This is a genomic window from Pseudomonas sp. 7-41, assembly GCF_021233075.1.
Taxonomy (GTDB): domain Bacteria; phylum Pseudomonadota; class Gammaproteobacteria; order Pseudomonadales; family Pseudomonadaceae; genus Aquipseudomonas; species Aquipseudomonas veronii.
Map to the genome: position 1 here is coordinate 2,426,621 of NZ_CP089551.1, position 21,775 is coordinate 2,448,395.

At 58.5% G+C, this 21,775-nt stretch carries 16 protein-coding genes; 10 read left to right on the forward strand and 6 right to left on the reverse strand.

Annotated features, from left to right (window positions below; translation table 11 throughout):
* From LQ249_RS11045 to LQ249_RS11090, 9 genes are all read left to right on the forward strand, one after another.
* The gene (locus LQ249_RS11045; RefSeq protein ID WP_046384113.1) at positions 1-1,305 is read left to right on the forward strand and encodes a CitMHS family transporter; all 1,305 of its coding nucleotides are present in this window, start codon (positions 1-3) and stop codon (positions 1,303-1,305) included.
* A 91-nt stretch (positions 1,306-1,396) separates the two neighbouring features.
* Positions 1,397-2,650 carry an OprD family porin gene (locus LQ249_RS11050; RefSeq protein WP_232566450.1) on the forward strand — a complete coding sequence of 418 codons (1,254 nt, stop codon included), beginning with the start codon at positions 1,397-1,399 and terminating at the stop codon, positions 2,648-2,650.
* 81 nt (positions 2,651-2,731) lie between these two features.
* The gene (locus LQ249_RS11055; RefSeq protein ID WP_232566451.1) at positions 2,732-4,405 is read left to right on the forward strand and encodes a methyl-accepting chemotaxis protein; all 1,674 of its coding nucleotides are present in this window, start codon (positions 2,732-2,734) and stop codon (positions 4,403-4,405) included.
* 395 nt (positions 4,406-4,800) lie between these two features.
* A complete protein-coding gene (locus tag LQ249_RS11060; protein WP_232566604.1) occupies positions 4,801-9,780 on the forward strand; it encodes a hemagglutinin repeat-containing protein in 4,980 nt (1,659 codons plus the stop codon).
* Positions 9,777-10,349, forward strand: coding sequence for a hypothetical protein (locus tag LQ249_RS11065; protein WP_232566452.1), 573 nt, complete (start codon positions 9,777-9,779; stop codon positions 10,347-10,349). The genes LQ249_RS11060 and LQ249_RS11065 overlap by 4 nt, the downstream gene beginning before the upstream one ends.
* Before the next feature lie 46 nt (positions 10,350-10,395).
* Positions 10,396-10,923 carry a hypothetical protein gene (locus LQ249_RS11070; RefSeq protein WP_126585832.1) on the forward strand — a complete coding sequence of 176 codons (528 nt, stop codon included), beginning with the start codon at positions 10,396-10,398 and terminating at the stop codon, positions 10,921-10,923.
* Positions 10,924-11,073: 150 nt separating this feature from the next.
* Positions 11,074-11,883 carry an Imm49 family immunity protein gene (locus tag LQ249_RS11075; protein ID WP_057004868.1) on the forward strand — a complete coding sequence of 270 codons (810 nt, stop codon included), beginning with the start codon at positions 11,074-11,076 and terminating at the stop codon, positions 11,881-11,883.
* Between the two features lie 516 nt (positions 11,884-12,399).
* Complete coding sequence (locus LQ249_RS11085) at positions 12,400-12,846, forward strand: hypothetical protein (RefSeq protein WP_057004869.1); 447 nt, start codon at positions 12,400-12,402, stop codon at positions 12,844-12,846.
* A gap of 35 nt (positions 12,847-12,881) precedes the next feature.
* Positions 12,882-13,091, forward strand: a complete 210-nt coding sequence (locus tag LQ249_RS11090; protein ID WP_232566453.1) for a hypothetical protein — start codon at positions 12,882-12,884, stop codon at positions 13,089-13,091.
* Between the two features lie 27 nt (positions 13,092-13,118).
* Here the strand turns inward: LQ249_RS11090 and LQ249_RS11095 are convergent, their stop codons facing one another.
* From LQ249_RS11095 to LQ249_RS11120, 6 genes are all read right to left on the reverse strand, one after another.
* Positions 13,119-14,414 carry an MFS transporter gene (locus LQ249_RS11095; protein ID WP_108525711.1) on the reverse strand — a complete coding sequence of 432 codons (1,296 nt, stop codon included), beginning with the start codon at positions 14,412-14,414 and terminating at the stop codon, positions 13,119-13,121.
* A 50-nt stretch (positions 14,415-14,464) separates the two neighbouring features.
* The gene (gene tcuB, locus LQ249_RS11100; protein WP_017846941.1) at positions 14,465-15,622 is read right to left on the reverse strand and encodes a tricarballylate utilization 4Fe-4S protein TcuB; all 1,158 of its coding nucleotides are present in this window, start codon (positions 15,620-15,622) and stop codon (positions 14,465-14,467) included.
* Entirely contained in the window at positions 15,609-17,060 is a 1,452-nt protein-coding gene (gene tcuA, locus LQ249_RS11105; protein ID WP_017846942.1) for an FAD-dependent tricarballylate dehydrogenase TcuA, read from the reverse strand. The genes tcuB and tcuA overlap by 14 nt, the downstream gene beginning before the upstream one ends.
* A 171-nt stretch (positions 17,061-17,231) precedes the next feature.
* Positions 17,232-18,167 carry a LysR family transcriptional regulator gene (locus tag LQ249_RS11110; protein ID WP_017846943.1) on the reverse strand — a complete coding sequence of 312 codons (936 nt, stop codon included), beginning with the start codon at positions 18,165-18,167 and terminating at the stop codon, positions 17,232-17,234.
* Positions 18,168-18,342: 175 nt separating this feature from the next.
* The gene (locus tag LQ249_RS11115; RefSeq protein WP_046384104.1) at positions 18,343-18,906 is read right to left on the reverse strand and encodes a cytochrome b; all 564 of its coding nucleotides are present in this window, start codon (positions 18,904-18,906) and stop codon (positions 18,343-18,345) included.
* A 62-nt stretch (positions 18,907-18,968) separates the two neighbouring features.
* Positions 18,969-20,423, reverse strand: coding sequence for an aldehyde dehydrogenase family protein (locus LQ249_RS11120; protein WP_232566454.1), 1,455 nt, complete (start codon positions 20,421-20,423; stop codon positions 18,969-18,971).
* Positions 20,424-20,706: 283 nt separating this feature from the next.
* Here LQ249_RS11120 and LQ249_RS11125 point away from each other — a divergent pair, with 283 nt between their 5' ends.
* The gene (locus LQ249_RS11125; protein WP_046384102.1) at positions 20,707-21,681 is read left to right on the forward strand and encodes a helix-turn-helix domain-containing protein; all 975 of its coding nucleotides are present in this window, start codon (positions 20,707-20,709) and stop codon (positions 21,679-21,681) included.
* Positions 21,682-21,775 lie beyond the last annotated feature (94 nt).

Sequence of the window (21,775 nt, forward strand, 5' to 3'; positions counted from 1 at the left end):
ATGCTCGCATTGCTTGGCTTGGCCATGGTGGTGGTTTTCACCTTCCTGATAATGACTAAACGGCTGTCGCCGATTGTCGCCCTGACGCTGGTTCCGATAGTGTTTGCCGTGATTGGCGGCTTCGGCGGCACTACCGGCAAGATGATGCTCGACGGCTTGAAAATGGTCGCACCGTCGGCCGCGCTCCTGCTGTTTGCGATCCTGTTTTTCGGCTTGATGATCGACGCCGGCCTGTTTGACCCGCTGATTCGCAAGATCCTCAAGCGCGTCAACGGCGACCCGATGAAAATCGCTGTCGGCACCGCGTTGCTTTCGCTGGTGGTGGCATTGGACGGTGACGGCACCACCACCTACATGATCACCTGCGCAGCCATGCTTCCGCTGTATAAGCGCATCGGCATGAACCCGATGATTCTGGCGACCATTTCCATGCTTTCGCTGAGCATCATGAGCGGCATGACCCCCTGGGGAGGGCCCGCGACCCGCGCGATCGCGGCACTGGGCCTGGATGCCGGGGCCTACTTCGTACCCTTGCTGCCGACCATGATCGGCGGCGCGATGTGGGTGGTGTTCACCGCGTTCCTGCTGGGCCGCGCCGAGCGCAAGCGCATCGGTAACATTCAACTGGAGAGCGGCGGCGGTAACTGCTACATCAACGCAATACTCGAGGACACGCCGCACAAGCGCCCGAAACTGGCCTACGTCAACCTGCTGCTGGTCATCGCGGTGATGGTCGCGCTGGTGATGGGGATCATGCATTCCGCGATCCTGTTCCTGATCGGGTTCGTCCTGGCGCTGATGATCAACTATCCGCAACTGGACATTCAGAAGGAACGCATCCTTGCCCATTCGGGCAACGCCATGACGGTCGTATTGTTGGTGTTTGCCGCGGGCATCTTTGCCGGGATTTTCTCTGGCACGAAGATGGTCGATTCTCTCGCGCAGACACTGGTTGACTGGATTCCGCCGTCCTGGGGGCACCTGTTCCCGCTGGTCGTGGCCGTTACCAGCATGCCGCTGACGTTCGTCCTGTCCAACGATGCCTACTACTTCGGCGTGGTGCCTATCCTGGCCAACGCCGCCGCGGCCTACGGCATTGATCCGCTGGAGATCGCCCGCGCATCGATTCTGGGGCAACCGGTGCATCTGATGAGCCCGTTGGTCGCCTCGACCCTGTTGTTGGTCGGGATGGTTGATCGCGACATCGGCGATTTCCAGAAAGCCACCGTCAAGTGGGCCGTGCTCACCTCATTGGTCATCACGGTGCTGGCTTTGTTGACCGGGGCGATCAGTCTCTTCACCTGATTCAACCCAACCTCCTGTTTTTCACCGACGCGCCTCACCCGCGAGGCGCGCGATTTCCTGCACGCCAAATAACAACAATGAGTAGTTTGCTATGAACACTGTACATACCCAACGGGTGCTGTTTTCACTGCTTGGTTTGTTGCCGCTGGCCAGTGCCAGCGCCGAAGGATTTATCGATGACAGCAAGCTCAAGCTGCAATTGCGCAATGTCTATTTCAATGAAAACTTTCGCGACGAGCATGGCTTGAGTGCCCGATCGGCCAGGACCGCCAAGAGCGAACGCACCGAATGGGCCCAGGGATTCCTGCTGGATTACCAGTCGGGATTCACCCCAGGCACCGTTGGGTTTGGGGTGGATGCCCTGGGCCTGCTCGGGGTCAAGCTCGACTCCGGACGTGGCCGCAGCGGTACAGGCTTGTTGCCGGTTCACGCTGACGGGCGTGCGGCCGACGAGTTCGCCAGCCTGGGCATGACCGCCAAGGCCCGACTGGCCAAGACCACGCTCAAATACGGGACCTTGCTGCCCAAGACACCGGTACTGATCTACAACGATGCGCGTCTGATGCCGCAAACCTACCAAGGCGCACAGATCAACAGCCTCGACATCGAGAACCTCAGCCTCACTGGGGGCCACCTCGATCGATTCAAGCTGCGTGACTCCACCGACAGCATGCCGATTGTGCCCGACGGCTATAGCGGCGCTGAATCCGGGGACTTCAGTTATGCCGGCGGAGAATACAAGCTGGGGAAAAACCTTCGCCTGAGTTACTTCTACGGCGAACTGGAGAACTTCTACCGGCAGCATTTTGCCGGCATCCAGCACGATCTACCCTTGGGCGGCGGCGTGCTGACCAGTGATTTGCGCTACTTCAACAGTGTCGATAGCGGCTCTGCCTACGGCGGCAAGATCGATAACAACATGCTCAGTGGGCAACTGTCCTACGCCATTTCCGGGCATACCTTCGGTGGCGGGTATCAGACCCTCAGCGGGGATGCCGGGTTGCCATACATCAGTGGCGCGACCGTCTATTCGTTCAGTAACGCCGGTATCGGTAAGTTCATCGAAGAGGACGAGAAGACCTGGATGCTCAACTACGGCTTCAACTTCGCCGCCCTGGGTGTCCCCGGCCTGACCTTTTTCACGCGCTACCTGAGCGGTAACGACGGTAAGTCCAACACCACGGTCAAGGAATGGGAACGCGATGCCGAACTGGCCTATGTGGTGCAGCAAGGCACCTTCAAAGGCCTGGGAGTGAAGCTGCGCAATTACGTCTACCGCTCGGATTTCTCCCGTGGTCGTGACAGTAATCGGATCTACTTCACCTACGACATCGCGCTCTGGTGATCCACTGCTCGCGGCCACGCGACATTCGCGGGCCGCTTTTGCATCGGCGGCTTCATAGGATCGGGGTGAAGGAATCAAATAATGTCGTTCAAAACCAAAATACTGTTGCTGACCTTATTGCCGGTGCTGTTGTTTGCGCTGGTTTTAGGGTTGAGCGCGCGCAGCACGTTGCAGGCCCAGGCCGAGCAGGAAGTCGCACAGACCCGCGAGCGGCTGCTCGAGGAAAGCCGCACCCGACTCAAGGATTACGCGAGCATCGCTCAGACGTCCATCACCGAACTGTATGAGCGGGCGGCTGCCGGGGACCTTTCCGGCCGAGCCTTGGCAATCAGCCGACTGTCCAACGTGAAGTATGGCGATGACGGGTATTTCATCGGCTATGACAGTCAGGTCGTGCGCCTGTTTCGCGGTGACAGCAGCGAAGGCGTCGGCACCAACATGAGTGATCGCAAAGACATCAACGGGAAGTACCTGAACCGCGAGATGGTCGAAGCGGCCAAAAACCAAACGCACTTCGTTACCTATTCGGGTGGGGTCGTCAACACCGATAAGGTGGTGCCCAAGCTCGCTTACAGTTTCTATTTGCCCAAGTGGGACATGGTTGTCGTCACCGCGGTCAATCTGGACAGCATTGAAACCCAGGTCGCCAACGTGCGGGCCGATGTCGAGCTGCGCATACACCACTTGATGCTCAGCATTGCGCTTATCGCTGCCGCGCTGATCGGCATCATCGGGGCACTCGCGCTTCTGCTGGTCAAGCGCAGCTTACGGCCCTTGACCTTGATCCGCACTCACCTCGATGAAATCGCCGCGGGCGAGGGGGATCTGACGCGGCGGCTGCCGCTTGTGAGTCGCGACGAACTGGGGCAACTGGCCGGTTCGTTCAATGCCTTTATCGAAAAGATTCACAGCCTGGTCAGCCAGATCGTCGCGATGAGCGAACAGTTGACCGGGTCTGTCAGCCATGTGGCCGAGCAGAGCCGGCAGATTGACCGGGCCATGGAGCGGCAGCGCCTGGAAACCGACCAAGTGGCCGCGGCGATAAACCAGATGTCATCGGCGGCGCAGGAAGTCTCGGCCAGCGCGCACAATGCGGCAAACGCAGCGGTCGAGACCGACAGGCAGTCCCGTCACGCCAGGCAGATCGTCAACGGCAGTATTGCGCGCATTCAGGCACTGACGGTCGAGCTGGATGAGAGTGGCCTGTCGATGCAGAATCTGCAAAACGACGTGACGTCTATCGTCACCGTGCTGGACGTCATTCGCTCGATTGCCGAACAGACCAACCTTTTAGCCCTCAATGCAGCCATCGAAGCCGCGCGTGCCGGTGCGGCCGGGCGCGGGTTTGCCGTGGTTGCCGATGAAGTGAGGGCGTTAGCCAGTCGCACTCAGCGCAGTACCCAGGAAATCCAAGCGATGGTCGAGCGTCTGGAGAGCGCTACCGGCGGGGTGGTCACGGCCATGCACCAATCCACCGAAGCCGCCCAGGGCGCTAACGCCGAGGCCGACCAGGCGGGTGAGTTTCTGGGCAACACGGTCGAGCTGATCGCCACGATCAATGCAATGAACGCGCAAATCGCAAGTGCCGCGGAAGAGCAAACCGCGGTGGCTGAAGAGATCAACCGCGGAGTGCATCAGATCGCACGCGCCATCGACGCGGTTGCCAACCAGACGCAGCAGGGCGTCCAGACCGTCGATGAGTTGTATGCGATCGGCAGCCGCCTGCAAGGCTTGCTGGGGCAATTCAAAATATGAGGCTGCCCTGCAGGGGGCGATAGGGTGGCCTGCATCGACATCATGCAGGTTGAGGGGCAGCGCGAGACTCACCCGCTCTTTCCACATCACAAGTAGTCGCAATCGGCACACAGAACGCCGGCGGTGGCGCGGCATCGTCTGCGGTCGTTGCATCCCACCCGAACCTGGACCTGCCGGCGCAAGCCACTGACCACGGCAGCACCGTGGTCGTGAACGCTCCGTCGATTCCCGGTGTGACCCCAGTGGCCCCGGCCGCAACCACCGGCGACAAACCGTCCCCGGTGGCCAGCCAGAGCATTGCCCGTGTGCAGGGCCTGCCGGGCACGCAGCCCGTGTCGCAGCCGCAGAAATACCTGATCGAAACCAACCCGGTGCTCACCGACCTCAAGCAGTTCATGAGCTCGGACTATCTACTCTCCGGCCTCGGCTACAACCCTGACGACAGCGCCAAGCGCCTCGGCGACGGCCTCTATGAGCAACGTCTGGTCGAACAAGCCGTGGTGGCCCGCACCGGCCAACGCTTCATCGACGGCCAGAACACCGACTCGGGCATGCTCAAGTACCTGATGGACAACGCCATCAGGAGCAAACAGCAACTCGGCCTGAGCGTGGGTGTGAGCCTCACCTCAGCCCAAGTCGCGGCGCTGACCCACGACATCGTCTGGCTTGAAGAAGAGCAAGTAAACGGCGAAAACGTCCTGGTACCCGTGGTGTACCTGGCCCAGGCGAATAACCGCCTGGCCCCGGACGGCGCGTTGATCGCCGGTAACGACGTCAACCTGATCGCCGGCCAGAACCTGGACAACGTCGGCACCTTGCGGGCTAGCAATAACCTGTCGGCCCAGGCCGGCAACGACCTGACCAACAGCGGCCTGATCCAGGCCGGTAACCGCCTCAATCTGCTGGCCGGTAACACCATCGTCAACACCGCCGGCGGCATCATCGCCGGTCGCGACGTGAACCTGACCGTCACCCAAGGCGACATCCTCAACGAGCGCAGCGTCACCAGCCACGACAGCAGCAGCGGCTACCGCACCGAGCACACCGACTCCGTGGACAGTGCAGCGCGCATCGAAGCTGCGAACAACCTGAGCCTGCAAGCCGGCCGCGACGTAAACAGCGTGGGCGGCGTGATGAGCAGCGGCGCCGACACCACGCTCAAGGCCGGGCGCGACGTCAACCTGATCTCTGCCGAAGGGACCAACAGCAATACGGTGAGCGGGCTGTTCAAGAACAGTAGCGTGACCCAGTACGGCAGCCGCGTGGATGCCGGCGGTGATTTAAAGGTACAGGCGGGCCGGGACATCAGCGCGGTGGCGAGTGAGATCGATGCCAAGCGTGATGTGACGATGTCGGCGGTGGGCGATTTGTCACTGTCGTCGGCAGCAGACGAGTCCCATGCCTCGTTTACGTCGAAGAAGGTCAAGAGCAAAGAGGACCATGTGAGCCAGGTCTCCACCACGGTTAAAGCCGGTGGTGACGTGGCGCTGAGCGCCGGACAGGACCTGGCGTTGACGGCGAGCCGGGTGACGGCGGGGGATGAGGCGTATTTGTATGCCGGTAAAGACCTGAACCTGGCGGCGGCTGAAGACAGCGATTACTCGTATTACTCGAAAACGAAGAAGGGGTCGTGGGGTAAGAAAAGCTCGAAGATGAGCGAGAGCGAAAATGATGTGGCTGTTGGCTCTTCAATTCAGGCGCAGGGTAAAACAACGGTTGTCGCCGCCAACGACATCAACCTCACTGGATCAACCATCAACAGCGACAAAGGCGCATTGGCGGTTTTGGCGGGTCACGACGTCAATCTGACTGGCGCAGAGAACCGTGAATCCAGTGCTTCCGCCAAATCAAAATCCGGCGGGTTTGGACTTTCCAGTACCAGCAAGATGAGCAGTGATTCACAAAGCAGCACGTCGTTGACCGGTTCGACACTGAGTGGGGATACGACGTTGGTACAGGCCGGTCATGATATTGCGGTTTCCGCCAGCAACGTAGTCTCGACTGAAGAAACGAACATTCAGGCTCGCAACAGCGTTCGCATAGAGAGTGATGCGGAGTCGTTCAGTGCACAACACAGCCAGTCGACTAAAAAGTCTGGCTTGTTAAGCACAGGGGGGATCGGCGTCACCTTGGGCTCCTCCCAGAATACCTACAAGCAGGGCACGGAGAGCGCCAGCCAGAAAGGCAGCACCGTCGGCAGCGTCATGGGCGATGTGAATATCACCGCCGGTAAAGACCTGACCGTCAAGGCGTCGGACGTGGTTGCAGGGAAGGACATCAAGCTGGTTGGACAAAACGTCAATATTCTCGACGCGGCCAACGACAGTACGACGCGTACCTCTCAGGAGAGCAAGAAGAGCGGTCTGACGTTGGCGTTGTCCGGTGTGGTGGGGGAAGCGGTCAACACGGCAGTGCAAACCGCTCAAGATGCCATTCATGAAAACGACACGCGTTTGTCGGCATTACAGGGGGTCAAGGCCGGGCTTTCCGGCTATCAGGCTTATCAGGGCGCCCAGGCACTTGAGTCCGGTGCGCAGGCAGGCGAGTTCGTCGGTATCTCGATTTCGCTGGGAGGACAGAAGTCCAGCTCCAAGCAAATACAGGAACAAAGCGTCAGCCAAGGCAGCAATCTGACGGCAGGCGGTAACCTTAGCCTGGTTGCTACCGGGAATGGACAGCCGGGTGCTACGGGTGGCGACATCACGGTACAGGGCAGCAAACTTCAGGCCGGCACCGACTTGCTGTTGTCTGCCGCACAGGACATCAATCTGCGCTCCGGCACCAATACGCAAAGCCTCGACGGCTCTAACAAGAGTGCAGGCGGTGCAATCGGCGTAAGCCTGGGAGTCAGTGACAGCGGTGCGGGTCTTAGTATCTTCGCCAACGGCAACGCCGGGGCGGGCAAGGAAAAGGGTAATGGCACCACATGGACTGAAACCACCGTCAATGCCGGTAACAAGCTCACGCTCGACAGTGGTCGGGATGCAACCTTGGTGGGAGCGCAGGCGAATGCCCAGCAGATCGTCGCGGACATAGGGCGCAACCTGACGCTGAGCAGTCAGCAAGACACTGATCGTTACGACTCCAAGCAAACCAACGTCAGCGGAGGCGCCAGCTTCACATTTGGCTCTATGAGCGGGAGTGCGTCGCTTAGCGTCAGCCAAGACAAGCTCAAGTCTAACTTTGACAGCGTGAAAGAGCAGACCGGGTTGTTCGCTGGGAAGGACGGCTACCAAATAAGCGTTGGCGAACATACCCAACTGGATGCCAGCGTAATCGGCAGCACCGCGAGCGCCGACAAAAACAAACTCACGACCGGGAGCCTGGGCTGGACCGGACTGGACAACAAAGCCGATTTCAGCAGCCAGCACCAGAGCGTGAGTGGAGGGACGGGCGGGGATGCCAGTACTCAGTTCCTCGGCAATATGGGCAGTATGTTGCTGGTGGGTGCGAACCACGACGGGCATGAAAGCAGTACGACTTACGCAGCCATATCTGATGGCCAGCTGACTATTCGCGACAAGGATAAGCAGCAACAAGACGTCAACACGCTGAGTCATGACGTTGAGCATGCCAATAACGCACTGAGCCCTATCTTCGACAAGGAGAAGGAGCAGCAACGGCTTCGCCAGGCGCAGTTGATTGGTGATATCGCTAACCAGTCCATGGACATTATTCGTACCCAGGGAACGATTGAAGCTGCGAAGGCCGCGCAAGCACACCTGACAGATGAACAGAAGAACATGCCGGGGGCTAATCCAGACGCCTCTTACAAAGATCGCAAGGCCTACGTGGACATGTTGCAGGGCACCGATGCCTATAAAAGCACCATGGCTGCCTACGGTACGGGAAGTGACCTTCAGCGTGCTGCGCAAGCCGTAACGGCAGCGGTTCAAGGGCTGGCTGGAGGCAACCTTGCCCAGGCGGTCGTGGGGGCTTCGGCGCCGTATCTGGCGGGTATCATCAAGGACAACACAGGCGATAACCTTGAAGCCAGAATAATGGCTCATGCTGTATTGGGCGCGGTGCTTGCAAAATCCCAGCAAAACTCTGCGCTTGCTGGAGCCACGGGGGCGAGTATCGGTGAACTGGTCGCTTACGAGCTGTACCCGAACAAGCCCATCGATCAACTGAGCGAAGCTGAAAAACAAAAGGTCTCCGCACTATCGACACTTGCTGGAGGCCTCGCTGCAGGCATTGTGGCAGGGAACTCGTCAGATGCAGTGGCGGGAGGCATCGCAGCAAAAAATGCGGTCGAAAATAACCAGCTCAGGGGCAGTGAGGGCATAACACTTGCGCAAGAGCAGGCCGAGTATAAGAAAAGGAACTGCGGGGGAACGTCCTCATCCCGTTGTGACGAACTATCGAAAAATATAAAGGAACTGTTGGCAAGAGACAGCTCCGTACTCAAAGATATGCCAGCCGTAGAAGGGGACATAGGAACCGATCCGGGCTCCAGACCTCAGCCAGGGCAACTGGTCAGCTGTGCGCTCTCGGGTAACGGTGTATGTGTCGTATCTGACAGAACGGTCAAAACCGATTTGGGAGATGAGTGGGCCCTGGAACCCGCCAGCGACGCACAGTCGATTACTCATAAAGCAGAGGTTGCAACAACGGTAGCTGCACAGAAAGCGTATCTGGACGAGTTTTCGAAGGAAACGTTTGCTGCCGGATGCGGTGGTATGGGGCTCGCGGGGATTGCGTGCCAGACCTACATGGCTTCAGGTGGGAAAAATCCCATCACCGGTGAAGTAGCGACGACAACCGAAAGGTTCGGGTTCGGGCTCCAAGCTGTCCTGAACAGTGCGGGATTGTTTGGGGCAGTTTATGATGGTGCAGCTGCTAGTATTGATTTAGCGCCAGTTAAGGGTGCAAAAGAGGCAGGTGCGGCTGGGAAGGTAGTAGACGATATTCCGGCAACATCTCCACTTGCTCGGGATGGTTTGCGCGAAGACTTAGCGGCACAAGCCGGTATTCCTCGAGATATTGCTGGAAATCCTTCCAGTGTTTGGGGGAAATCAATAGATGATATTAAACAGTCGCTCACCATGGATGGCGCAACACTTACACCTAAAGTGAGAGCCAGTTCATCTGGTAATGCCCAGGTCTATACGGTCGAAGGTAGCACTACAGGGATTAAAGAAATTCAGTATAGTCCATCTACTATTGGGGATGATGTTTTGTCAACTCACAAAGGTGAGTACTACAAGCTTACTTATGCTGATGGGAGCAAAGTTAAGGTTGTTGATCCTGTGGCTTACAGACCGACTTTTAGTAGCGGGAGCCCTATTTATGATGCTAATACAAAGTATTTAAACCCTCAGGGGCAGAAAGTGGTATTTAACTCCTCCACCAACACGTGGGTGCCAGAATGACGTCATCTAACGATTTTTCAATATCTTGGGTGGCACCAATCGTGCCATCCGTCTCTCTTGCAGGTATACCGCTGGATGTGAGCGCGGAAGTGCTGGAACGTGTGCTGCTTAAGTATTTGGTTGATGCGTCCAGTCTATTGTACAAGTTTGAAAATTCGCCGGACCTTCTATTGAGAACGCATGGTCTGGATGAGCTTGGAAATGGAGGCTACTCTTTTTCGCTATTTAATGATGCAATTATTAATGGTCTGCTAAAAGGAACTCCAGCTCTATCAATAATGGTTAGAGCGGGAAAGGTTTATGCTGTTAAGGTTTACGATTTTAGCTTTTCTGGGGAGTTTGCACGGGAGTTTGTTTATAAGGGGTTTTTGCCGGCTGGTATTGGCTTGGGTAGTTTGGTTTCGGATCTATTGCCATTTACATCTTTAGAGTTTGATAGTGCTGAAGAGTGGTTCTATACCGATCAAAGCTATGGTGGACTTGAAGTTACCGGCTGGGGGGTTCCTCTAGAAGATCATCCTGATCAAGTTGTTACTGCTTTATGTGTGATATCAGGAGCGATTGCTTAAGTCTAAGGGATCCCTCAGGGTCTGACCCCTATTTCCCCTGGGTAAAATGGCGCTGAAGGACGGTGTCGAGCTCGGTGAGCAGATCGCAGAGCTGGATGCGAAGACGGCGAAGAACTGGAGTACGGACGGCGGTCAGGGTGATTGGGAAACGACGCAGCTTCCAGATCGGCCGGTAATTCCGAAGCGTGATCCGATCGTTTCGGGTATCCCTGCCATTGGTGAGCTATCTGGTGTCGAGCCAACCGCAGGAGGTTTTGTCAGTTCAGCCAAACTGAATGCGGGAGGGTATGCTATTACCGATCTCACTCCAGCAGAAAAAGCGCTGGCGCAGCAGGTTACAGATGGGCTCGACAAGTCAGGTGCTCTGACCGAAGAACTGGTGGAATCCGTATCACAACGGCAAGGTCTTAAATCTTTAGAGGGTGGCAAGTACGGAAGTAATAACGGATTTGATCATGTGTATATGAGTGCTGATGGTAAATCGGTAATTGTCTTGGATTCGAAACAAATAACTGGGGGGGGGCGTTTTCTCGTGATGCTAACGAAGTTGTTCAAATGTCTGACTCGTGGGTAGAGAAGGTGCTCGGACGTCTGGATAAAAGCTCCGAGGCTTATAAAGCGGTAGACAAGGCGCGTGAAAATGGTAGTTTGGTAAAGGGTGTGGCGGGTGTTGATCGCAGTTCAGGTCAACTAATAATTGCTAAGTTGAAGTGAGAGTGATCAAGTGATTTCTTGGAGTCGATACGGCAAGCTCGAAATTAACGCGACATCTAGAATTGAACACGTAAAAAGCCACCTAGATGGCGGATTTAACTTGGCTGGCTACATTGCCAATATAAAAACTGGGCAAGGTGATCCTGTCGCTTGTTTGGATCGCTTGTCTTCTCATGCGTATGCTCAAGCTATAGAGGAGTGGTTTGGCAATTCATCATTGGAAAAAATGAAAGCTTGGTTTTTTATAGCAGACAGTCTTCGCCAGTATCGGTATTCACTGAAAACCGACAAAATGAACTTCATGTTGAAGACATTTGATTTTTTGGCTAGCTTGGTTTCTGATAATGAATCCCTGATTAGTTGGTTCTGTAATAACGACGACATCGTTGATACTAAAAGAATTCAGGCCACTACTACCGCAGATTTTGTAGCCTATCAAATTAGATTGGCTGTTAAAGGAGACTTTACTCAGTTGCGCGACCGTTGTGCCAGGATGATTGCGCACCCACCTTCAGGACCGAAGAAAAGATTTATGCTGGACAATGAGTTCTTCATTGCGCTGGCAGAGGGCGATAAATCAAAAATGGAATCTGTTTTGCGCGAGCTGACAACACCAGCCTCAATAAAGAGAAGGTTTGATAGTGAGAACGGTTATTCTGAAGGTCTGATTTCAACTTTTGGTGTCATCTACGCAAAAATTGCCTGGAGACATGGTTATGAAGTCGTCGTCGATACACCATACATCCCATCAGAGTGGTTACCTGTGAAACCCCTAGCTCATTATGATGCTCATTATGAGTTTTTAAAGAGAGAAGTTTGATGGGATATGAATGGATAAAAGGGGACAGAGTCTGAGGAATCCCCACAAACCTACTCCAGTCTCTGAGATTGCCGGCGCACTTCATCGCGCAGCAATAGCTCCATATCCGCCAATTTCGAGCAGGACAATCCGGTGGTGGAGCATCTCAAGTATTCGAGGCCGAGACGCCAGAGTGAGAGCACCAGTTTATGCCTGATGCTGTTGCTCTGGAAGTGACGTGACCGACCTGTCGTTCGAGCAGAGGTTATCCATACATGGAGACCTCAATAAAAATAGGTGCTCGCGTGACGAATGTCCTACGACACGGCGCCAGGTCCTATGTGCGCAAGCCGATGGCCATGAAACGCTGATGGTAGAAACGAAAAAATGCGCCCTTCGCGTATATAGGTAAAGCAGATCCGGTCACCACTTCGCCTTTTCAGGCTTCGGCCCGCCTTGCGCGAGCACCCTTTCGGGCCAGGGGACGTTCAAATCTCAACCGGTTAGTCGTCCCCTTTTTTCATTAAAGGCTAAACAATGATTATGCGTTTAGAAATGGTTGGAAAAAGCCTTGTAAAAAAGCTGAAAGTGGCTAGTAAAGAGCAACGGCGAAGTGCGGTTAAAGTTGCTTGTGAACTTGCTTTTCAGACAAGCTCAGTAGGCGTGCCTGTTGTTGCTGAGTCCCTTGCGCAACTACGATTTGGTAATAAGCTTACGACTGAGCAACTATCTGAGCTAGATGCTTTGGCTGAAAAGTTAGATGAGCAATATTTTGATTTGCAAGACAGTCTGAATGAGGGGCAGGAATTAGGTATGGAGGCCCTTCAGCTGTTTAGTCAAGCGCGGGCTGTATCGGCGCTGTCCTTAGCTGGTGGAGAAGATTCGCTTATGGCAACGACCGAAGCAATATACGAGGCATTATCAGCCGTTGATGATGGAAGTTGTATTTTTAAAGCCGTACTTTCAATCTTGTCAGAGTCTTAAACGGTAGATTTTTTGCTTCAGCTGATACCCGGCGCATGCTTGCGCCGGCACTTTCAGTGATTGTTGAGCCCTATATGCCCCCTTGTTGTACCCATGGAGAAGGGGACAGATTTATTTATAGTGAACTGATCGCACGCGCCATCGACGCGGTTACCAACCAGACGCAGCAGGGCGTCCAGACCGTCGATGAGTTGTATACGATCGGCAGCCGCCTGCAAGGCTTGCTGGGGCAATTCAAAATCTGAGGCTGCCCTGCAGGGATACCGCGCTTATCAGGCGTTGACCGTCACCGCGTTTTGCTTGCGATACAAGATCGTCGTCGCCGTGAACCCGCACAACGCCGCAAACATCAGCCAGTAGGCCGGTGATGCCTTATCGCCGGTTACTTGCACCAAAAGGGTGGATACGGCGGGTGTAAAGCCGCCAAACACTGCAGTCGCCAAGCTGAACGCCAGGGAGAACCCGACGACCCTGACGTTCTGCGGCATCACCTCAGTCAGCGCGGCAACCATTGCGCCGTTGTAAATGCCAAAGAAGAACGAGAAGTACAGCAGCACGCTGAGGAGTCGTTCGAAGCTGGCCGCGGCGGCCAGCCAATGCATGGCGGGGTAAGCGGTGCATAGGCACAACAAAGAGATCGCCAGCAATAACGGGCGCCGGCCGATACGGTCGGAGAGTGTGCCGCCGATGGGCAACCAAATGAAGTTGCTCAGGCCGACGAAGAGCGTGACCACCAGGCTGTCGGTGGTGCTCAGGTTCAGTACCGAACGGCCGAAAGTCGGGGTGTAGACGGTGATCAGGTAGAACGTGGTGGTGGTCATCGACGCCAACAGACCGCCAGCCAGTACCGTGCGCCAGTTGTCGCGCATTGAGCGGAACACTTCATTGGCCGTTGGGTGATGCTTGCGTGCTTTGAACGCCTCGGTTTCCTGCAACGAACGGCGAATGATGAAGATGAACGGGATGATCACGCAGCCGATAAAGAACGGGATGCGCCAGCCCCAGGCGGCTACCTCGGCGGCTGCCATGGACGCGTTGATCGTGTAACCCAGCGCTGCCGCAAGAATGATCGCCACTTGTTGGCTGGCCGATTGCCAACTGGTGTAGAACCCGCAGCGGCCCGGCGTGGCGATTTCAGCCAGGTACACCGAAACGCCCCCCATCTCCGCCCCGGCGGAGAAGCCCTGCAACAGTCGTCCCATCAACACCAATACCGGTGCTGCCACTCCGATGCTGGCGTAGCCGGGCACGAGTGCAATCAATACCGTCCCGGCCGCCATGATCGACAGCGTTACGATCAGGCCCTTGCGCCGTCCCACCTTGTCGATGTACGCCCCCAGCACGATAGCGCCCAGCGGACGCATCAGGAACCCGGAGCCGAATACGGCGAAGGTCATCATCAGCGAAGCGAAGTCGCTGGTGGCAGGAAAGAACGTCTGGGAGATGTAGGTCGCGTAGAACCCGAACAGAAAGAAGTCGAACTGTTCGAGAAAGTTGCCGCTGGTGACCCGCAGGATGGCGCCCAGTTTCGAACCCTTGGACGGGGTGTTTTGTGTTGTTGTTTTCATTATGGCTACCGTGGTGATCAATCTTGTTTTTGGAATGACGGTCTTGACGATCAGTCGCTTGCGGCGTTGATGGGGTTGGGTTGACGTTTTTCGATGGAGTATTTGAGCAGCGCGGCGCTGCGGAAGATGCCGTGGGCGAATTTGCTGTAGGGCATGGTCAGGAAAAAAGCCATGACCAGGCCGAGATGGATCGCCAGCAACAGGCCCAGGGCCATGCTTTCGCGAAACGCCAGGAGTGCCAGGCCGCTGGCGCTGACGAGAAACAACAGTGCGATGAAGCCGCGATCCATGGGCTTCTGCTGTTCATCGCCGTGTTCGGCGTTGCGCCGCAGGTTCAACCACAAGAGCCCCGCCGGGCCGACCAGCAACCCGAACCCGCCGACGATGCCGAGCATCACCGGCACGCTCAAGACGGGGTAGGGCGCCGACCAGCCCAGCAGGAAATGGTAGAGCGTGGCCACGCCGGTGGCGGCGAAGCACAGCATGAAGCCGTAGAAGGTGAAGTGATGGAAGCGCCGCCGCCACAAGGTGAATCGATCATCGGCGTTATTGCAGCCCTCGCCGTGGCCACCATCCAGGTACTTGAGCGTGGCCACATTGGCGCTCGCTTCCAGGGCCGCCGATGTTGTTTGCTCGCGGGAGGCCTCGACCGGCGAGACATTGCGCCAAAAGCGCCGCACGCCGATCGCCAATGCAAGCACCGCGAAACCAAACACTGCGCCGAACATCAGCGCCAGGGTGTTATGCGGGAAGATCCCGTAGAAATTCCCCCCGGGCATTGCCGTGAACAGATTGCCCATCATCATCAACGTCAGGCAGAGGAACAGCGCCAGCCCCGCGCCGGATGCCAGCGCCAGGGTCAGCCCGTTGCGCCGGTATAACGTGCCCATCGCCTGCGGCCAGGCGTACTCGGCATACGTGTCGAGGCGGACTTTGGCCATGGCCTTGGGCACATTGATCGCAAATTCATGCGGTGCGGCGTACTGGCAGGCATGCAGGCACGCGCCGCAGTTATGGCAAAGGTTCGCCAGGTAATGGATGTCCGCCTGAGAAAATTCCAGGCGTCGGGTCATGGCCGGGAATACCGCGCAGAAGCCCTCGCAATAACGGCAGGCATTGCAGACCGTCATTTGTCGCTGGACTTCGCTTTCATCAAGGTTGAGGACGGGAATCAGCGTGCCCGGCGCCTTGGGATCAAACAGCTGCATGTTGCGGCTCCTGGGATGAACGGGTGATGAAGCCGGCCGCGGCGGCGGCTTGCACGCCGGCAATGCGACCGAATGCGGTGCCGATGGCCATGCCGATGCCGGCGGTGTAGCCCTTGCCCAATACGTTGCCAGCCATCATTTCTCCGGCGACGAACAGGTTCGGGCTCGCCTGGCCATTGAAGCGAACGGCGGCGGTAGCGTCGGTGGCGAGGCCTAAATAGGTGAAGGTCACGCCCGGCTTGAGCGGGTAGGCGCAGAAGGGGGGCTTGACCAATGGGCGGGCCCAATGGGTTTTGGCGGGCGTCAAACCTTCGGTGCGGCAATCGTCCAGGGCGGTGTGGTCGAACGTACCGACGCGGCAGGCCGCGTTGTAGGCCTGGATGGTGCTGACAAATGGCGCCACCGGGAGCTTCAGCTGGCGCGCCAGGTCTTCCAGTGAGTTGGCTTTGGTGCCCGGAAACACCGGCGGCATGAACCGACCGATGGCTTGTTGGTCGATGATCGAATAGGCCTGTTGACCGGGCTGCCCCGCGACCAGGCGCCCCCAGATCGCATAGCGCTTGGGCCAGAAATCCTCGCCCTCGTCATAGAAGCGCTCGCCGTCGCGATTGACCACCACGCCCAGCGATACACAATCGATACGCGTGCAGATGCCGCCGTCATACAGCGGTGCGCGGGCGTCGATGGCCACCATGTGCGCCTGGGTCGGGTCGCCGATAAAATCGGCGCCCAGTTGCTGCATGCGCCGCAGCAGTACGCCGGTATTGAAGCGCGTGCCGCGAATCAGAAAGTTGTCCGAAGGCCACTCGCCGCGCTCGTTTTGCCCCCACGCTTCACGCAGCCATTCGCGGTTGGATTCGAACCCGCCCGCCGCCAGCACGCACGTCCTGGCCTGGATCCGTTCGGCGGGCAGACGTTGCCCTTCGGCATCGCGCGCGCTCAGGTGGGCCGCGACAAATGTTCCCCCGTTCAATTCGATGTCGGTCACTTGCGCGTTGTAGCGGATGTTCACGCCCAACCGCTCGGCGCTGCGGTAATACGCGTTCACCAACGCCTTGCCGCCGCCCATGAAAAACGCATTGGTGCGCGCGACATGCAGCGCGCCGGACAACGACGGCTGAAAATGCACGCCATGGGCGCGCATCCAGTCACGGCAGTTCGATGAGGCGCGGATGACCAGACGAGCGAGCTTCTCGTTGGTCATCCCGCCGGTGACTTTCAGCAGATCCTGCCAATACTCCTCTTCGGGGTAGGCCTCGACCAATACATCCTGGGGCGCGTCGTGCATGCAGCGCAGGTTGCGGGTGTGTTGCGAGTTGCCGCCGCGCCAGGCTTTGGGCGCGCCTTCAAGCAACATCACGCTGGCGCCGGCCTCTCGGGCCATTAACGCCGCGCACAAGGCGGCATTGCCGCCGCCAATGACTAATACGTCGATCATCATCACTCCTCGATCGCGAGGAGGCGTGAACGAAGGGCTCCTCGCGAGTGGCGAGACCTTAGGGCAGCGAGCGTTGGGTCGAAAGGCGCGTTAGCGGTTGGGGTGTTTAGTTTTCGTAAAGGCTTTGCGGGTTGCCGCTGGCCCTGAAGCGCGGGCGAGGGCGGCTGGAGATCAGGGCGTGATGTCTTCGATCCACGAGGCGCCCGGCCATTGATGATCGATCACCAGCTGCCGCGCCACATCGGTGATGACCAGCCGCGCCGCGAGTGCCGCGGGCGCCAGCTCATCATCCGGCAGTGTCGCCAACAGGTTTCGCCGGCCGACATGAGCATCGGCGATTTCCACCACCGAAAGCCCCGACTCGCCTTTAAGCGCCACCGCCGCGCCGGGCTGGATGGTGGCCGCGTGGCCGGCGCGTACAGCGTTCATCAACACGGCCAGGCCATCCACCTCCATGATGATGTTGGGCGTCAACCCCGACCGCTCGAACGCCGCCATCAGCGTTGAGCGCAAACCGTGTTGCGCACTCGGCATCACCAGCGGCAGTTGCCCCAGGTCCGCCATTTGCACAGAGCTTCCTTGCGGGGCATCCGGCAAGTGCGGCGAGCAGATGACAAACAGTTTCTCGTCAAGCAGCGGCGTCACGCTCCAGCGCTTGCCCCCTTCAAGTTGAAACAAAATGGCCAGATCGATCTGGCGGGCATTGAGTTGCGTGGCCAGATGCCCGGACAGCATCTCGATCAGGTGCAACTGAATATCCGGATACCGCGCGCGCATCGCATTGATCAAGGGCAGGGCAAGCACCGTGGCCGTGGTGGGCGGCAAGCCCACGGTGACATACCCGCTCATCCGCCCACGGTGTGCCGCCAGGATCGCATTCTCGGCTTGCCTCAAGCACAACTGCGCATGGTGCAGGAACGCCATGCCGGCCGGGGTCGGTGTGACGCCGGTGGTCGTGCGGTTCAGCAGGCGGGTCGAGAGTTCGCTTTCGAGTTTGGCGATCTGCTGGCTCAGCGCCGACACGCCCACGTCCAGCTCAAGGGCTGCGCGGCCCAGGCTGCCGTGTTCGACAATGTTGACGAAATAGCGCAGTTGTCTTAATTCCAAGCGTTACTGCTCCACTTCAAATGAGTACCTGCCTGTGTAACGGTGGGTCGGGGAACGTCAGCCACCACGCACCGAGCGGGCGAGGCGGCGCGTGGTCAGCCTGAGAGGTAACGCGTCGGCCGTCAACTTCCAGCGTTGGGTTCGCTGCTGGCCGGCGTTGTTGGCGTGCGCCAATTCATAACATGCGGCGCAGCACGTCGCTACGAGGGTCTTTGTCGTAGAAGCGGTGCTTGAGCGCACCGGCGATGTGCAACAGGATCAGCCCGAGCAAGGTATACGCAAGTACCTTGTGCAGCCACTGGAAGACGACGAACCAGTCGTCATTTTTCGCCAGCAGCTCCGGCAGGTTGATCCCGAAAAAGAACACCCCGTCGCTCATCGTGTAGGTGCTCGACATCGAGTAACCCATCAGCGGCACGATCACGAGCAGCGCATACATCACGCGTTGCGCCAGTCTCGACACAAACCGCTCATGCTTCGCCAGCGTTCCCGGCGGCTGTGGCAGCCTGGGGCTGTGCAACCGCAGGGCGATCTGAACCAGCACCACCAGGAACGTCAGCACCCCGAAGGACTTGTGCCAGGGGTAATAGAGCTCGAACTTGCTTGCCACTTCGTCAGGCATGCCGGTCATATGCCAGCCGGCCCAGAGCAGGCCGGCGACGAGTGCGGCGCGTAGCCAGTGCAACATGCGCAGGGACGTCGGATACCGATCGGTGCTCTGTTCGTCAGTCGGGTTCATCGTGGTCTCTCCATGGGTATCAAAGGCCTCAACGGCGGCGGGGCGGTCAGGCCCGGTTTTTTTCAGGTGGGCAGCAGCACGGTGATGACCTTCTCCTCGGTGTAGGCCATCGCGCCGCCGAAACCGCCCTCGCGTCCGATGCCACTGGTCTTGACACCGCCCCAGGGCAGGTTGGCATCCAGCGGGCTCCAGCAGTTGACACCCACGGCGCCGACCTTCACCGCCGCGGCCACGCGATGCGCGCGCGCCAGGTCGGTGGTCCACACCGTGGCGGCCAGGCCGTAGGTGGAATCGTTGGCCAGTGCGACAGCCTCTTCTTCGCTGTCGAACGTGATCACGGTGCCGACGGGGCCGAAGATTTCGTCGCGGGCGATCGCCATCTCGTTGTTGGCGTTGGCGAAGATCGTCGGCCGCACAAACCAGCCGCGCTCAGGCGTCGATACACCGCCGGCGAGCAGAGTAGCGCCTTGGTCGATGCCCAGTTGGATGTAACGGTTAACGCGATCGAATTGTGCTTTCTTGGCCACCGGGCCCATCTGTACGCCGGGTTCGCGCGGATCGCCGACCTTGACCGCTCGCGCAGCCTCGGCCAGCGCTGCGGCGAAACGCTCGGCAATGCCGCGCTGCACCAAAATGCGCGAGCCGGCGGCACAGACCTGGCCCTGGTTGGCGAACAACCCGAGGGCACAACCGCGCAGCGCGTCGTCAAAGGGCGCGTCGTCGAAGACGATCTGCGGGCTCTTGCCGCCCAGTTCCAAGGCCACGTGCTTGAACAGCACACCGGCGGTGCGCTGGATCTCGCGTCCCGCTTCGGGGCTGCCGGTGAAGCTGATCTTGGCGACGTGCGGGTGTTCGCACAGCGCACGGCCCACCTCGGCGCCGTAGCCGGTGACCACGTTGATCACGCCATCGGGGAAACCCGCTTCCTGAGCCAGCGCGGCCAGGTGCAGGGCGGACTGCGGCGTTTCTTCCGAAGGCTTGATGACCACGGTGCAGCCGGCGGCGAGCAACGCCGCGAGTTTCCAGACGGTGATCATCAGCGGCGAGTTCCAGGGCACGATCGCACCGACTACGCCCACCGGCTCGCGGACTGTGTACGAGAGCGTCTTGGTGCCGAAGTAGCCGCCAGTGGGAATGGTGCGCCCCTCCAACTGGTTGGCCCAGCCGGCGGCGGCACGCAGGTTGGCGACCGCGTTGGGGACGTCCAGCCGGCGCGGTTCGAGCGGCGAACGGCCGATGGCGTCGGCGTCCAGGTCGGCCAGCACGTCGGTGTCACGCTCTACCAGGTCTGCCAGTTTCACCAGCAGCCGCCCACGCTGGGCGCCATCGAGCTGGCGCCAGGCGCCATGTTCGAGTTGGCGCTGCGCGGCGGCTACGGCGCGATCCACGTCTTCGGCCGTGCCGCGTGCGCAACTGCCGTACACCTGTTCTGTCACGGGGTTGACCAGGGCAATGCGCCGGCCGTCGGAGGCTTCGACGCCAGTGCCGGCGATGAAGTGATTCAAATGTTCAGTCATGTTTGAGGCCTAAGTGATGGAGGACCGGTGTGAACCGCTCAAGCCTTGAAGGAGGCCAGTGCCTCGCGGGGCATCCGCGCAGTGCAAGGATTCAGGTATGCCGATCATCCCTATGGCGCGCCGCTTGCCGTTAGCCCGAATTGGCACTTGAGACGGCTGCCGTGAGCGCGCCGCCCCGCGAATTGAGGCGTGCACAAAGGAATGTGCAGGTTTTGCGCTATGTGCGAATATCGCCGGGAAGAATGCTCAAAAAAAAAGAATATTGGCAGAGGCTTTCGGCACCATGAAAAACCCGCTCATCAGCCACTTTCAAGATATCCATGTGCATGCGGCCACCATCGAGGAATGGAGCCAGGACTACAGTCAATTAACCGCGGGTTCGGCTGAGAGTTCGCTCATGCAACTGTCGACTGCCGGTTGCCATGTGTTTCGCGAGCAGATCAACCAGCGCGTCGTGCAACACGGCGCGGCGCCGCGAGGCAAGATGTGTTTTGCGGTGCCGATCACCGTGCCGGGTTCGGTTCGGATGCAAGGGCGGGAGGTGGACGACAGCAGCCTGTTCTTCCTTCACGGTGGCGAGGAGTTCATGTTCCATATGCCGATGGGCATGGAGTTGTTGTCCATCACGTTCGAGCGTGAATTGTTCGAGCAGGCACTGGCGCAAACGGCGTCGGCGAAGGAGGTCGGCCAGTTGCTGCGTCAGCCGGTGATCAGGGTGTCCACGCAGCGCGTTGCCGGCGCTCGTCGGCGCTTGCTGGCGATGTTCTCCCAGGCCCTGATGCACGAAGCGCTCGACAGCACGCGAGATCGCGAGCGGGAGCAGGCGTTGGAACAGGCCATGCTTGGCGAGCTGCTGCAACTCTTGACCGACCCGGCCTGTGACAAGCAGCAACGCAGCCCAAGTTCCACGGGCAGTTTCATCGTCGAGAAATGCCACCGTCTGGCGACGGCGCAGTTGAACAGCGTGCCCAGCGTGAACGACTTGTGCCAGCGCCTGCAAGTCAGTCGGCGCACCGTGCAGAACAGCTTTCGCGCGGTCGCCGAGACCACGCCCCTGAACTACCTGCGCTCCGTGAGGCTCAACGGTGTGCGCCGGACCTTGATGTCCACCCGCGCGTCGGAGCTCTCGATCGGCGATATCGCTGCCCAATGGGGCTTCTATCACCTCAGCCATTTCGCCGCGGAGTACCACGCGCTGTTCGCCGAGTTACCGTCGCACACCGCACGTGCCGCCATCGCCGTCTGCGCGCGGGCCTGACGATCCAGTTGTTACGGTGCTGCCGATCTGCTCACGGATAGTGCATGGACTGTCCTCTTTAGTAGCACATCGTCTGGACAGAATCGGATGGGCG